Below are 12,164 nucleotides of genomic sequence, written 5' to 3' on the forward strand. Positions count from 1 at the left end.
GATGCTAACAGCACAATAGGTGCCGATAGCCAATAAATAACTACCAGAACCTATTTGCTATTTATTAATGAAGCCTTTGTAGTGACGCTTGATCAATTGGCTTTCGATCTGCTTCATCGTCTCCAAACCTACACCGATAACGATCAGCAAGGAAGTACCGCCGATGCTTACCGAGCTAGGCAAGCCTGCTAAGCTTCCAAGGAGCATAGGCAGGATGGAGATCGCGGATAAGAACAAAGCGCCCGACAAGGTAATGCGAGTCATCACTCTTGTCAAGTAAACGGAAGTGGTTTTACCTGGGCGGATACCCGGGATATAGCCTCCGTTTTTCTTCATTTGATCCGCCATTTGCTCAGGGTTAATCTGAACAAACGTGTAGAAGAACGTAAACCCAATAATCAGCAGAACATACAAAACCATCCCTATTGGATGAGTATAGTTCAGGTTCGTAATAATCCAGTCCGCTACCGGATTACCTCTCCAGAAGCTCGCAAGCGTAGGAGGGAATACAAGAAGCGAAAGTGCAAAGATAACTGGAATTACGCCTGCTGCATTAACCTTCAAAGGGATATGCGTCGATTGTCCACCATACATCTTGCGGCCGACTACCCGTTTCGCATACTGAACCGGAATTTTACGAACGCCCTGCTGCACGAAGATAACCCCGGCAATCAAAGCGATAACGACGATTGCGATAATGACCATCTTGATGACGTTCAAGAACAATGCGTCGCCTGCATCCGTAAACTCGGACTTCACGATTTGCGAAATTCCCGTAGGGATAGCAGCCACGATCCCCGCAAAGATGATCATGGAAATACCATTGCCAATTCCATTCTCAGTGATTTGTTCCCCTAACCACATCAAAAATGCGGTTCCCGCGGTAAGAACAATAGCAATCAATATATACGTTGTGACTGTTGGATTTACAACCAAGCCGGCATAGATCCGGTTAAAACCGATAGCTAAGCCAAACGCCTGGATAAGACCCAACACGATTGTTCCGTAACGGGTAATTTGAGCAAGCTTCTTTCTTCCGACTTCGCCTTCTTTAGCCCATTGTGCAAACCTTGGGATTACATCCATCGACAACAGCTGAACTATGATCGAGGACGTAATGTAAGGCATGATTCCCATCGCAAAGATGGAGAACTGGAACAAAGCGCCGCCGGAGAAGGTGTTCAGCAAGCCAAACACATCACTAGAATTAGCCCGATCCTGCATTTTCAAAATGTCCGTGTTAATGTTAGGTACCGGTATAAAAGCACCAATTCGGTAGACGATCAATACCAGCAAGGTAAATATAATCCTACGTCTTAAATCGTCCACTTTAAAAATATTGGAAATGGTACGAAACATTAAATCACCTCGGTTTTACCGCCGGCAGCCTGAATTTTCTCTACCGCAGATTGAGAGAACTTATTAGCTTTTACGTTAAGCTGTACCGTAATCTCGCCATTACCCAAGATTTTGATTCCGTCTCTTGCACTTTTCACAACACCGGACTCAAGCAGCAATTCTGGAGTAACTTCAGTTCCAGCAGCAAACTTGTTAAGCTCGGTCAGATTCACAATCGCGAATTCCTTACGGAAACGGTTAGTGAAACCACGCTTAGGCAAGCGACGATATAGAGGATTTTGACCTCCTTCAAAACCTGGACGAACACCACCGCCGGAACGAGCGTTTTGCCCTTTATGACCGCGAGTAGCTGTTTTACCCATTCCGCTTCCGATACCGCGGCCTACACGTTTACGAGCCTTACGGGATCCTTCAGCAGATGCAAGTTCATGCAACTTCATCGTTTGCACCTCCTCTAATACATTTTGTTGTGCGCTATTATGCTTCGATTTCTTTAACTTCGATCAAATGACTTACTTGGTTGACCATGCCGCGGATAGCCGCATTGTCGTTATGTGTAACCGATTGATGCAGCTTGCGGAGTCCAAGGGAAGTAACTGTACGACGTTGTACTTCCGGACGACCGATCAGGCTGCGTTTGAGGGTGATTTGCAATTGCTTAGCCATTGGTTTCCCTCCTAACCTAACAGTTCTTCAACGGTTTTGCCACGCAGTTTTGCAACTTCTTCAGCACGCTTCAGACGCTGCAATCCTTCCAATGTAGCATTAACCATGTTGATGGAGTTAGAAGAACCTAGGGATTTTGTCAAGATGTCGCCTACACCTGCAAGTTCCAGCACGGCGCGAACAGGTCCGCCTGCGATAACTCCGGTACCTTTGGAAGCTGGCTTCAGAAGAACGCTGCCTGCTCCGAATTTACCGATTACCAAGTGAGGGATTGTAGTTCCAACGATAGGTACATGAATCAGGTTTTTCTTGGCATCTTCGATACCTTTGCGAATCGCATCAGGTACTTCACCAGCTTTACCGATTCCTGCGCCTACCCAGCCTTTGCCGTCGCCTACAACGACCAATGCGCTGAAGCTGAAGCGACGTCCGCCTTTTACTACTTTAGCTACGCGATTAATGTTAACAACTTTTTCAGTTAACTCTAAAGTATTGGGATCAATACGCAAGTGACTTTACCTCCTTATTAAATGGTTTTATTAGAATTCAAGACCAGCTTCACGAGCTGCATCAGCCAAAGCTTGCACACGACCATGGTACAGGTATCCGCCGCGGTCAAATACTACTTGCTCAACACCGTTATTTTTAGCGCGCTCTGCAATCAATGCTCCGACCTTGCGAGCTGCTTCAACGTTACCGCCGTTACCGATGCTGTCTTTCAACTCTTTATCTTGAGTCGAAGCGGAAGCGATCGTTACACCTTTCACATCGTCGATCAATTGAGCGTACATGTGTTTGGAGGAACGGAAGATATTCAAGCGTGGACGCTCAGTCGTACCTTGAATTTTCTTACGAACACGAAGGTGTCTTTTCAAACGGGCTTTATTTTTATCGCCTTTAGTAATCATTCTTGGTTCACTCCTTTCAGCTTGAATGAGAGGTTACCGCATTACGCGATCTTATTTCTTCTTACCAGCTTTACCTTCTTTGCGAAGGATGCGCTCGCCTTCATACTTAATACCTTTACCTTTATAAGGCTCTGGTTCACGTACGGAACGAACTTTCGCTGCTGTAGCTCCGACCAACTCTTTATCGATACCTTTAACGATGATCTTAGTGTTCGAAGGAACTTCGAATTCGATGCCGTTCTCAGGCTCGATTTCTACCGGATGAGAGTAACCTACGTTCAAAACCAGCTTGTTACCAGTTTTGTTGGCACGGTAACCTACACCAACCAGCTCAAGGGATTTTACGAAGCCTTCCGTTACGCCATTAACCATGTTGGCAACAACACTTCTTGTCGTACCGTGAAGGGAACGATGTAATTTATTATCAGAAGGACGCTCGACAGAAATTTCACTTTCTGTAACAACTACCTTCATATCTCTGTGTAATTCGCGGCTCAACGTTCCTTTAGGACCTTTTACCGTAATCAGGGTATTGTCCAAAGTTACATTAACTCCACCTGGAATTGTAATTGGTTTGCGACCAATACGGGACATGGTTTGCACCTCCGTTCATTTGAATTCTGTATTACCACACGAAGCAGATAACTTCTCCGCCTGCTTTGGATTGACGAGCTTCTTTGTCGGTCATAACGCCTTTGGATGTGGAAATGATTGCAATTCCCAATCCACCCAGAACGCGAGGAACCTCTTGGCTTTGAGTGTAAACGCGCAAGCCAGGTTTGCTGATTCTTTTCAATCCGGAGATAACGCGCTCGTTGTTAGGGCCGTATTTCAAGAAAAGACGGATAATCCCTTGCTTGTTATCCTCGATATATTCAGCGTCACGGATAAAGCCTTCCTTCTTCAAGATCTCAGCGATTTCTCTCTTGATCGTCGAAGCAGGGATTTCAACTGTTTCATGACGCACTACGTTTGCATTGCGAATACGAGTAAGCATATCTGCAATTGGATCTGACATCACCATATTGTGAACCTCCTTCCCGAAACTAGGGTAATTACCAGCTTGCCTTTTTAACGCCAGGGATCTGGCCTTTGTATGCTAATTCACGGAAACAAATTCTGCAAATTTTGAATTTCCGTAGAACGGAATGCGGACGACCACAGCGTTCGCAGCGTGTATACGCCTGTACCTTAAACTTAGGAGGGCGCTGCTGCTTAACTTTCATCGAAGTTTTTGCCACTTACTTTTACACCTCCGCTTTGTACCGTTTCGATTACTTCGTAAACGGCATTCCTAATTGGGTTAATAATTCACGGGACTCTTCGTCAGTATTAGCTGTCGTTACGATAACGATATCCATACCCCGAACTTTGTCCACTTTATCGTACTCGACTTCAGGGAAAATCAATTGTTCTTTAAGACCCAACGTGTAGTTACCGCGTCCGTCGAATGCTTTGTTGGAAACACCACGGAAGTCACGAACCCGAGGAAGTGCCACATTGAACAATTTGTCCAAGAAATGATACATACGCTCGCCGCGCAATGTTACTTTCACACCGATTGGCATATTTTCACGCAGTTTGAAACCTGCGATCGATTTTTTTGCTTTAGTTACTACTGGCTTTTGACCAGCGATCAGCTGAAGATCTTGAACTGCAACGTCAAGCACTTTGGAATTGGAAACCGCCTCACCAACACCCATGTTGATAACGACTTTCTCAATTTTAGGAACTTGCATAACAGTGGAGTAGCTGAACTTTTGCATCAACGAAGGTGTAACTTCGTTCAGAAAACGATCTTTTAATCTTGCTGTCATGTTTCATGTACCTCCTTTCCTAACTTATACGATTAATCGATGACTTCACCGGATTTTTTAGCAATACGCACTTTTTTGCCGTTGTCCAATACTTTGTAACCTACACGCGTAGGTTGGCCGCTCTTAGGATCAACCAGCATCACGTTAGAAACGTGAATTGGTGCTTCTTGAGTGATGATACCGCCTTGTGGATTAGCTTGCGATGGTTTCGTGTGCTTCTTGATCAAGTTCACACCTTCAACCAAAACGCGGTTCTCACGAGGGTATGCTGCGATTACGCGACCTTTTTTACCTTTGTCTTTACCAGTAATCACGAACACGGTATCGTCTTTTTTCACGTTCAACTTGTTATTGTAAGACTCTAACTTCTTACCTTTGTTTGGCATCGAAATTCCACCTCCTAAGAGTTTTCGTTAGAAAACCCACATCGTAAGCACTGCTTTATTTAACCGAACACGGTTACTGATTAGATAACTTCCGGTGCAAGAGATACGATTTTCATGAAATCTCTGTCACGAAGCTCACGAGCAACTGGTCCAAAGATACGAGTTCCGCGAGGACTCTTGTCATCTTTTACGATAACAGCTGCATTTTCGTCAAAGCTGATGTAAGAACCGTCTTTACGACGAGCACCGCTCTTTGTACGAACGATAACTGCTTTAACTACATCACCTTTTTTGACAACGCCACCTGGTGTTGCTTCTTTCACGGAGCAGATGATCAAATCACCGATATGTCCCACACGACGACCTGTACCACCCAACACACGGATACACATAAGCTGTTTTGCACCAGAGTTGTCAGCCACATTTAAGCGAGATAGAGGTTGAATCATTGTTTAAACCCTCCTTCCGGAATTGATGCATTGTGCATATCTTAAACGATAACCGCTTTTTCTACTACTTCAACCAGTCTCCAACGCTTGTCTTTGGAGATCGGACGAGTTTCCATGACTCTTACAACGTCACCGATTTGAGCTTCATTGTTTTCATCATGAGCTTTGAATTTCTTCGTATATTTAATTCTCTTGTGGTAAAGGTTATGCTTTTTGTAAGTCTCAACAGCAACAACGATGGTTTTGTCCATTTTGTTGCTCACGACTTTACCAACTTGAGTTTTACGTTCGTTACGTTCACTCATGGGAGATCCTCCTCTCTCGTTCATTAACTAATGATACCCAGTTCTCTTTCACGCAAAACAGTCTTTGCACGAGCAATCTCTTTGCGGACTTCTCGAATCTGAACTGGGTTATCCAGTTGACCGGTAGCCAGTTGAAAACGGAGGTTAAAGAGTTGTTCCTTAAATCCGGCAACCTTTTGTTCAATCTCAGCAGTGGTTAAGTTGCGAAATTCACTAGCTTTCATTTGCTTCACCACCTACATCTTCTCTTTTAACAAACTTCGTTTTGATCGGCAGCTTGTGAGAAGCAAGACGCATTGCTTCGCGAGCAATCTCTTCACTTACGCCGGCAAGTTCAAACATGATTTTACCTGGCTTAACAACAGCAACCCATTTTTCTACGTTACCTTTACCGCTACCCATCCGGACTTCAAGAGGTTTTTGCGTAATTGGCTTCGCAGGGAAAATTTTGATCCAAACTTTACCGCCCCGTTTGATATAACGAGTCATTGCAATACGGGCAGCTTCGATTTGACGGTTAGTCACCCAAGCAGGCTCCATAGCTTGCAAACCATATTCGCCGAAATGTACTTCAGTACCGCCTTTAGCACGTCCGCGCATGTTACCGCGATGCTCTTTACGGTGTTTTACACGTTTAGGAACTAACATGATTAGTTGCCTCCTTCCGTTACAGCCTTTTTCTTAGCCGTTGGAAGAACTTCGCCACGATAGATCCATACTTTTACGCCGATACGACCGTAAGTGGTGTGAGCTTCTGCTGTACCATAGTCGATATCCGCACGCAACGTATGAAGAGGTACTGTACCCTCGCTGTATCCTTCCGTTCTGGCGATTTCCGCTCCACCCAAACGACCGCTTACTGATGTCTTGATCCCTTTAGCTCCGGCTCTCATCGATCTTTGGATCGCTTGTTTCATCGCACGACGGAAAGAAACGCGACGCTCCAATTGTTGAGCGATACTTTCAGCAACAAGGATTGCATCCAGTTCAGGGTTTTTGATTTCAGAGATGTTGATGTGAATCTTTTTGCCGTTAGTCAGTTTGGAAATATAGTTACGAATAACTTCCACTTCCGAACCACCCTTACCGATAACCATACCAGGCTTCGCCGTATGAATAGTAACATTAACACGGTTAGCAGCACGCTCAATATCAATATGGGAAACAGCCGATTCCTTCAGCTTTTCTTTCAGGTATTCGCGGATTTTCACGTCCTCAAGCAGCAAATCGCCGAAATCTTTACCAGCGTACCACTTGGATTCCCAATCGCGGATAATACCAATTCTAAGTCCTACCGGGTTTACTTTCTGACCCACACGTTATCCCTCCTTATTTTTCAGATACCACTAATGTAATGTGGCTGGTACGTTTATTAATACGGCTCGCACGTCCCATTGCGCGAGGACGGAATCTTTTCATTGTTGGACCTTGGTTAACATAAGCCTGAGAGATCACCAAGCTGTTAGGATCCATGGAGTAGTTGTGCTCAGCATTTGCGATAGCCGAGTTCAGAACCTTCTCCACAATCGGGGATGCCGCTTTTGGAGTGTGACGCAAAATTGCGATCGCTTCTCCAACTTGCTTGCCGCGGATCAAGTCTACCACCAATTGCGCCTTACGAGGAGCAATGCGGACGAATCTTGCAATAGATTTAGCTTCTTGCATGGAAGTACCTCCTCTCATCTACAACTCATATTGCGAAACGCTCAATTAGCGTTTACCTGTTTTCTTGTCATCATCGTGACCTTTGTAAGTACGAGTTGGCGCAAACTCACCCAGTTTGTGTCCAACCATATCCTCAGTAACATAAACCGGCACGTGCTTTCTACCATCGTACACCGCAAATGTGAATCCGATAAATTGCGGGAAAATAGTGGAGCGGCGAGACCAAGTTTTGATTACTTGTTTCTTCGTAGTGTCACCTTGCGCTTCGACTTTCTTAAGAAGATAGCCGTCAACGAAAGGGCCTTTTTTCAAACTGCGACCCATGTTTCGTTCCTCCCTTCATTAATCGTAACGAGAATGAAATTACTTCGTACGACGACGAACGATATATTTATCAGAAGCTTTGCCTTTTTTACGAGTTTTATAACCAAGAGTCGGTTTACCCCATGGAGACATCGGGGATTTACGTCCGATTGGAGCGCGGCCTTCACCACCACCGTGAGGGTGATCGTTAGGGTTCATTACAACCCCGCGCACTTCTGGTCTTTGACCCAACCAGCGGGAACGTCCGGCTTTACCGATTTTAACCAGCTCGTAGTCTTCGTTACCTACGGATCCGATCGTAGCGCGGCAAACTTTGAGGACTTTTCTTACTTCGCCGGAAGAAAGACGAATGGTTACATACTCATCTTCTTTACCGAGCAATTGAGCTTCTGTACCGGCAGCGCGTACCAATTGTCCGCCTTTACCTGGTTTCAACTCAATGTTGTGGATCACAGTACCTACAGGAATATTTTCAAGAGGCAGTGCATTACCGATCTTGATATCCGCGCCAACGCCGGACACGATTTGATCGTCCACTTTCAAGCCTTTAGGAGCGATGATGTAACGCTTCTCACCATCAGCATAGTGAATCAAAGCGATGTTAGCCGAACGGTTCGGGTCATACTCGATAGTAGCAACGCGTCCAGGTATTCCATCTTTGTTCCGTTTGAAATCGATAATCCGGTATTTACGCTTATGTCCACCACCGTGGTGACGAACCGTAATTTTACCTTGGTTATTGCGACCTGCTTTTTTGCTCAGAGGAGCCAGCAAGGACTTCTCCGGTGTAGATGTCGTGATTTCTTCAAATGTAGAAACCGACATAGCACGTCTTGCAGGTGAAGTTGGTTTATATTTTTTGATTGGCACTTGGATTCCCTCCTTACTTTAAAAGAATTAATTACGCGTTCTCGAAGAATTCGAGTTCTTTGCTGTCTGCGCTCAAGGAAACAATCGCTTTTTTCCACTCGGATGTATATCCGGAATGACGACCGTAACGCTTAGGCTTAGCAGGCATTCTCAATGTGTTAACATTCGTTACTTTCACTTTGAAAATAGACTCAATGGCCTGCTTGATTTCCGTCTTGTTCGCACGGAGTTCCACTTCGAAGACATATTTCTTCTCGGCCATCATATCACTCGTACGCTCAGTGATCACAGGGCGCTTAATAATGTCGCGAGGGTTCTTCATTACGCAAACACCTCCTCTACCTTCTGTACCGCGTCCTTAGTAATGATCAGCTTGTCATAAACCATAACATCAAGCACGTTAATTCCTTCAGCAACTACAAACTTAACGCCAGGAATGTTGCGTGCGGACAATGCTACGTTTTCTTCGTAACCAGCCGTTACTACCAAAGCTTTGCGGTCCACTTTCAGGTTGCTAAGAATCGCTGCAAAATCTTTTGTCTTCGGTTGAGCCAATTGCAATTGATCCAACACGATGATTTCATTTCCAATTACCTTGGAAGATAATGCAGATTTAATCGCAAGACGACGAACTTTTTTAGGCAGCTTGTAGGAATAGCTCCGAGGAGTCGGTCCGAATACTACGCCGCCACCTTTCCATTGAGGAGCACGAATACTACCTTGACGTGCACGGCCTGTACCTTTTTGTTTCCAAGGTTTACGACCACCGCCGCGAACTTCGGAACGCCCCTTTACCTTATGAGTACCAAAACGCAGAGAAGCGCGCTGCATCAGAACAGCCTCGTTCAACACGTGAACGTGAGGTTCAATTCCGAATACGGAATCCGACAATTCAACTTCTCCCACTTGGGAACCACTAACGTTGTATAATGCTACTTTTGGCATCTGTAATCCTCCTTTCTTGCTTTACTTATTTCTTAACCGTAGATTTCACGCTAACGTAGCTGTTTTTAGCACCTGGGATGGAGCCTTTAACCAAGATTACATTGCGATCTGTATCCACTTTAATGACTTCAAGGTTTTGCAATGTTACGGTTTCGCTACCCATATGTCCTGGCAGGTTTTTACCTTTAGGAACACGGTTAGCTTGGATCGAACCCATGGAACCTGGACCGCGGTGATAACGGGAACCGTGAGCCATTGGACCTGTGGATTGGTTATGTCTTTTGATAACACCTTGGAACCCTTTACCTTTGGAAGTACCTGTTACGTCAACGAATTCGCCTGCTGTGAACAAGTCAGCTTTAATCTCTTGGCCAACTTCATACTCAGTCATTCCGCGAAACTCTTTTACGTAGCGCTTAGGTGTTGCGCCTGCTTTCTTCGCATGGCCCAACTCAGGTTTGTTAGCATTCTTTTCTTTCTTATCTTCAAAGCCGATTTGGATGGACTCGTAACCGTCGTTCTCCACGTCCTTCTTTTGAAGTACAGTACAAGGACCAGCTTGGATAACTGTTACTGGAATAACCAAACCTTCTGGAGTAAATACTTGAGTCATCCCAAGCTTTTTCCCTAAGATACCTTTCATCGTTGACACCTCGTTTCTTCTTATACGTTCATTTATTTATACACATGTGAATTACAGTTTGATTTCGATGTCCACACCGGACGGCAGATCCAAACGCATCAAAGCATCTACTGTTTGCGGCGTTGGGTTAACAATATCGATCAAGCGCTTATGTGTGCGCATTTCGAATTGTTCGCGAGAGTCTTTGTATTTGTGAACCGCACGAAGAATCGTAATGATTTGTTTCTCCGTAGGCAGCGGAATCGGACCAGATACACCTGCACCGGAACGTTTCGCAGTTTCTACAATTTTCTCAGCGGATTGATCCAGAATTCTGTGATCATAAGCCTTCAAACGAATACGAATTTTTTGCTTTGCCATAGTATTCCCTCCTTCTATCGCCCAATTTAGTATCGGACATACTCAGTGAAAATCTCCTGACGCCGCCCCTATGGCAAAGGGGCCGGGTGTGTCAGCAACCTCTCACGTCATCGCAACGTCACAGACCAACGTTCACTATTATATAAAAACCAGAAACAAAAAGCAAGTAAATCTTTATGCATTTGTCTAAAAAAATAAATCCCCTCATCTTATAGAAGATGAAGGGATTATTGGAATCAACAATTACTTGCTGATTGTAGCAACCGCGCCCGCACCAACAGTACGTCCGCCTTCACGAATCGCGAAACGAGTACCTTCTTCGATAGCGATTGGAGCGATCAGTTCAACTGTAACTGTGATGTTGTCGCCAGGCATAACCATTTCAGTACCTTCTGGAAGGTTGATGATACCTGTAACGTCAGTTGTACGGAAGTAGAACTGTGGACGGTAGCCTGTGAAAAAAGGCTTATGACGGCCACCCTCTTCTTTAGTCAAAACGTAGATTTGAGCAGAGAAGTTAGTGTGAGGCTTAACGGAACCCGTTTTAGCCAATACTTGTCCACGCTCGATATCTTTACGGTCTACACCGCGAAGCAATGCGCCGATGTTGTCGCCCGCTTGAGCGGAATCCAACAATTTGCGGAACATCTCAACGCCTGTAACTACGCATTTGCGAGTTTCTTCAGCCAAACCAACGATTTCAACCTCGTCTTGTACTTTAACAGTACCACGCTCTACACGACCGGTAGCAACTGTACCACGACCAGTGATGGAGAATACGTCCTCGACAGGCATCAAGAAAGGCTTGTCAGTGTCGCGCTCTGGAGTTGGGATGTAAGTATCGATTTGCTCGAACAGCTCAACGATTTTGTCAGCCCATGCTCCGTCTGGATTTTGAAGAGCTTCACGAGCAGCACCACGAACGATTGGAGTATCGTCGCCTGGGAACTCGTATTCGTTCAGAAGGTCGCGAACTTCCATTTCAACCAGCTCAAGAAGTTCTTCGTCTTCTACCATGTCGCATTTGTTCAAGAATACTACGATGTAAGGAACGCCTACTTGACGGGACAACAGGATGTGCTCGCGAGTTTGTGGCATTGGGCCGTCAGCTGCGGATACAACCAGGATTGCGCCGTCCATTTGAGCAGCACCAGTGATCATGTTTTTAACATAGTCAGCGTGGCCTGGGCAGTCTACGTGTGCGTAGTGACGGTTAGGAGTTTCATATTCAACGTGTGCAGTGGAGATAGTGATACCGCGCTCACGCTCTTCTGGAGCTTTGTCGATTTGGTCGAAAGCTACCGCTGCGCCACCGTATCTTTTGGACAATACAGTTGTGATAGCAGCAGTCAAAGTTGTTTTACCGTGGTCAACGTGACCGATGGTACCGATGTTAACATGGGGTTTATTACGTTCGAATTTAGCTTTTGCCATGGTTAGATTGCCTCCTTAAATAGACATTTATTA

At 45.3% G+C, this 12,164-nt stretch carries 23 protein-coding genes; all 23 read right to left on the reverse strand.

The features are described from left to right. Nucleotides 1–57 precede the first annotated feature (57 nt). Nucleotides 58–1,359, reverse strand: a complete 1,302-nt coding sequence (gene secY / locus ACFQ88_RS38655) for a preprotein translocase subunit SecY (RefSeq protein ID WP_239630969.1) — start codon at nt 1,357–1,359, stop codon at nt 58–60. After that, nucleotides 1,359–1,799 (reverse strand): 50S ribosomal protein L15, encoded by a 441-nt coding sequence (gene rplO / locus ACFQ88_RS38660; RefSeq protein ID WP_239630968.1) that lies wholly within the window; start codon nt 1,797–1,799, stop codon nt 1,359–1,361. The genes secY and rplO overlap by 1 nt, the downstream gene beginning before the upstream one ends. A gap of 37 nt (nt 1,800–1,836) precedes the next feature. Further along, complete coding sequence (gene rpmD / locus ACFQ88_RS38665; protein ID WP_239630967.1) at nt 1,837–2,025, reverse strand: 50S ribosomal protein L30; 189 nt, start codon at nt 2,023–2,025, stop codon at nt 1,837–1,839. A gap of 11 nt (nt 2,026–2,036) precedes the next feature. Further along, a complete protein-coding gene (gene rpsE / locus ACFQ88_RS38670; protein ID WP_028552000.1) occupies nt 2,037–2,534 on the reverse strand; it encodes a 30S ribosomal protein S5 in 498 nt (165 codons plus the stop codon). A 30-nt stretch (nt 2,535–2,564) separates the two neighbouring features. Continuing rightward, on the reverse strand, nt 2,565–2,933 hold the full coding sequence (rplR, locus tag ACFQ88_RS38675; protein ID WP_379463166.1) for a 50S ribosomal protein L18: 369 nt from the start codon (nt 2,931–2,933) through the stop codon (nt 2,565–2,567). Between the two features lie 51 nt (nt 2,934–2,984). After that, on the reverse strand, nt 2,985–3,527 hold the full coding sequence (rplF, locus tag ACFQ88_RS38680; RefSeq protein ID WP_239630965.1) for a 50S ribosomal protein L6: 543 nt from the start codon (nt 3,525–3,527) through the stop codon (nt 2,985–2,987). A gap of 31 nt (nt 3,528–3,558) precedes the next feature. Further along, on the reverse strand, nt 3,559–3,957 hold the full coding sequence (rpsH, locus tag ACFQ88_RS38685) for a 30S ribosomal protein S8 (protein WP_379463169.1): 399 nt from the start codon (nt 3,955–3,957) through the stop codon (nt 3,559–3,561). A gap of 31 nt (nt 3,958–3,988) precedes the next feature. Further along, entirely contained in the window at nt 3,989–4,174 is a 186-nt protein-coding gene (locus tag ACFQ88_RS38690) for a type Z 30S ribosomal protein S14 (RefSeq protein ID WP_026326663.1), read from the reverse strand. 33 nt (nt 4,175–4,207) lie between these two features. Continuing rightward, nucleotides 4,208–4,750: a 50S ribosomal protein L5 gene (gene rplE, locus ACFQ88_RS38695; protein WP_239630963.1), complete on the reverse strand. Its 543-nt coding sequence runs from the start codon at nt 4,748–4,750 to the stop codon at nt 4,208–4,210. A 32-nt stretch (nt 4,751–4,782) separates the two neighbouring features. After that, on the reverse strand, nt 4,783–5,136 hold the full coding sequence (gene rplX / locus ACFQ88_RS38700) for a 50S ribosomal protein L24 (RefSeq protein WP_239630962.1): 354 nt from the start codon (nt 5,134–5,136) through the stop codon (nt 4,783–4,785). A gap of 80 nt (nt 5,137–5,216) precedes the next feature. Further along, nucleotides 5,217–5,585 carry a 50S ribosomal protein L14 gene (gene rplN / locus ACFQ88_RS38705; protein ID WP_239630961.1) on the reverse strand — a complete coding sequence of 123 codons (369 nt, stop codon included), beginning with the start codon at nt 5,583–5,585 and terminating at the stop codon, nt 5,217–5,219. A 41-nt stretch (nt 5,586–5,626) separates the two neighbouring features. Continuing rightward, nucleotides 5,627–5,890 carry a 30S ribosomal protein S17 gene (gene rpsQ / locus ACFQ88_RS38710; protein WP_239630960.1) on the reverse strand — a complete coding sequence of 88 codons (264 nt, stop codon included), beginning with the start codon at nt 5,888–5,890 and terminating at the stop codon, nt 5,627–5,629. Between the two features lie 23 nt (nt 5,891–5,913). Continuing rightward, the gene (rpmC, locus tag ACFQ88_RS38715; RefSeq protein ID WP_239630959.1) at nt 5,914–6,114 is read right to left on the reverse strand and encodes a 50S ribosomal protein L29; all 201 of its coding nucleotides are present in this window, start codon (nt 6,112–6,114) and stop codon (nt 5,914–5,916) included. Then, nucleotides 6,104–6,538 carry a 50S ribosomal protein L16 gene (gene rplP / locus ACFQ88_RS38720; protein ID WP_028552009.1) on the reverse strand — a complete coding sequence of 145 codons (435 nt, stop codon included), beginning with the start codon at nt 6,536–6,538 and terminating at the stop codon, nt 6,104–6,106. Before rplP ends, rpmC begins: the two co-directional genes overlap by 11 nt. Before the next feature lie 2 nt (nt 6,539–6,540). Then, the gene (rpsC, locus tag ACFQ88_RS38725; RefSeq protein WP_239630958.1) at nt 6,541–7,206 is read right to left on the reverse strand and encodes a 30S ribosomal protein S3; all 666 of its coding nucleotides are present in this window, start codon (nt 7,204–7,206) and stop codon (nt 6,541–6,543) included. A 13-nt stretch (nt 7,207–7,219) separates the two neighbouring features. Next, on the reverse strand, nt 7,220–7,555 hold the full coding sequence (rplV, locus tag ACFQ88_RS38730; RefSeq protein ID WP_239630957.1) for a 50S ribosomal protein L22: 336 nt from the start codon (nt 7,553–7,555) through the stop codon (nt 7,220–7,222). 45 nt (nt 7,556–7,600) lie between these two features. Next, nucleotides 7,601–7,879, reverse strand: a complete 279-nt coding sequence (gene rpsS, locus ACFQ88_RS38735; protein WP_239630956.1) for a 30S ribosomal protein S19 — start codon at nt 7,877–7,879, stop codon at nt 7,601–7,603. Nucleotides 7,880–7,918: 39 nt separating this feature from the next. After that, nucleotides 7,919–8,749, reverse strand: a complete 831-nt coding sequence (gene rplB / locus ACFQ88_RS38740) for a 50S ribosomal protein L2 (RefSeq protein WP_239630955.1) — start codon at nt 8,747–8,749, stop codon at nt 7,919–7,921. Between the two features lie 31 nt (nt 8,750–8,780). After that, entirely contained in the window at nt 8,781–9,071 is a 291-nt protein-coding gene (gene rplW, locus ACFQ88_RS38745; RefSeq protein WP_028552014.1) for a 50S ribosomal protein L23, read from the reverse strand. Further along, nucleotides 9,071–9,694, reverse strand: coding sequence for a 50S ribosomal protein L4 (rplD, locus tag ACFQ88_RS38750; protein WP_239630954.1), 624 nt, complete (start codon nt 9,692–9,694; stop codon nt 9,071–9,073). Before rplD ends, rplW begins: the two co-directional genes overlap by 1 nt. 25 nt (nt 9,695–9,719) lie before the next feature. Then, complete coding sequence (gene rplC, locus ACFQ88_RS38755) at nt 9,720–10,337, reverse strand: 50S ribosomal protein L3 (RefSeq protein WP_239630953.1); 618 nt, start codon at nt 10,335–10,337, stop codon at nt 9,720–9,722. Between the two features lie 51 nt (nt 10,338–10,388). Continuing rightward, nucleotides 10,389–10,697: a 30S ribosomal protein S10 gene (gene rpsJ / locus ACFQ88_RS38760; RefSeq protein ID WP_005544556.1), complete on the reverse strand. Its 309-nt coding sequence runs from the start codon at nt 10,695–10,697 to the stop codon at nt 10,389–10,391. Between the two features lie 243 nt (nt 10,698–10,940). Next, nucleotides 10,941–12,131, reverse strand: a complete 1,191-nt coding sequence (tuf, locus tag ACFQ88_RS38765) for an elongation factor Tu (RefSeq protein ID WP_239630952.1) — start codon at nt 12,129–12,131, stop codon at nt 10,941–10,943. Nucleotides 12,132–12,164: the final 33 nt, after the last annotated feature.

This window comes from Paenibacillus sp. NPDC056579 (genome assembly GCF_042793215.1).
GTDB lineage: Bacteria > Bacillota > Bacilli > Paenibacillales > NBRC-103111 > Paenibacillus_S.

Coding starts and splice junctions, on each gene's coding strand:
- secY (WP_239630969.1), bottom strand. CDS start 1,359: ATGTTTCGTACCATTTCCAATATTTTTAAAGTGGACGATTTAAGACGT.
- rplO (WP_239630968.1), bottom strand. CDS start 1,799: ATGAAGTTGCATGAACTTGCATCTGCTGAAGGATCCCGTAAGGCTCGT.
- rpmD (WP_239630967.1), bottom strand. CDS start 2,025: ATGGCTAAGCAATTGCAAATCACCCTCAAACGCAGCCTGATCGGTCGT.
- rplR (WP_379463166.1), bottom strand. CDS start 2,933: ATGATTACTAAAGGCGATAAAAATAAAGCCCGTTTGAAAAGACACCTT.
- rplF (WP_239630965.1), bottom strand. CDS start 3,527: ATGTCCCGTATTGGTCGCAAACCAATTACAATTCCAGGTGGAGTTAAT.
- rpsH (WP_379463169.1), bottom strand. CDS start 3,957: ATGGTGATGTCAGATCCAATTGCAGATATGCTTACTCGTATTCGCAAT.
- rplE (WP_239630963.1), bottom strand. CDS start 4,750: ATGACAGCAAGATTAAAAGATCGTTTTCTGAACGAAGTTACACCTTCG.
- rplX (WP_239630962.1), bottom strand. CDS start 5,136: ATGCCAAACAAAGGTAAGAAGTTAGAGTCTTACAATAACAAGTTGAAC.
- rplN (WP_239630961.1), bottom strand. CDS start 5,585: ATGATTCAACCTCTATCTCGCTTAAATGTGGCTGACAACTCTGGTGCA.
- rpsQ (WP_239630960.1), bottom strand. CDS start 5,890: ATGAGTGAACGTAACGAACGTAAAACTCAAGTTGGTAAAGTCGTGAGC.
- rpmC (WP_239630959.1), bottom strand. CDS start 6,114: ATGAAAGCTAGTGAATTTCGCAACTTAACCACTGCTGAGATTGAACAA.
- rplP (WP_028552009.1), bottom strand. CDS start 6,538: ATGTTAGTTCCTAAACGTGTAAAACACCGTAAAGAGCATCGCGGTAAC.
- rplV (WP_239630957.1), bottom strand. CDS start 7,555: ATGCAAGAAGCTAAATCTATTGCAAGATTCGTCCGCATTGCTCCTCGT.
- rpsS (WP_239630956.1), bottom strand. CDS start 7,879: ATGGGTCGCAGTTTGAAAAAAGGCCCTTTCGTTGACGGCTATCTTCTT.
- rplW (WP_028552014.1), bottom strand. CDS start 9,071: ATGAAGAACCCTCGCGACATTATTAAGCGCCCTGTGATCACTGAGCGT.
- rplD (WP_239630954.1), bottom strand. CDS start 9,694: ATGCCAAAAGTAGCATTATACAACGTTAGTGGTTCCCAAGTGGGAGAA.
- rplC (WP_239630953.1), bottom strand. CDS start 10,337: ATGAAAGGTATCTTAGGGAAAAAGCTTGGGATGACTCAAGTATTTACT.
- rpsJ (WP_005544556.1), bottom strand. CDS start 10,697: ATGGCAAAGCAAAAAATTCGTATTCGTTTGAAGGCTTATGATCACAGA.
- tuf (WP_239630952.1), bottom strand. CDS start 12,131: ATGGCAAAAGCTAAATTCGAACGTAATAAACCCCATGTTAACATCGGT.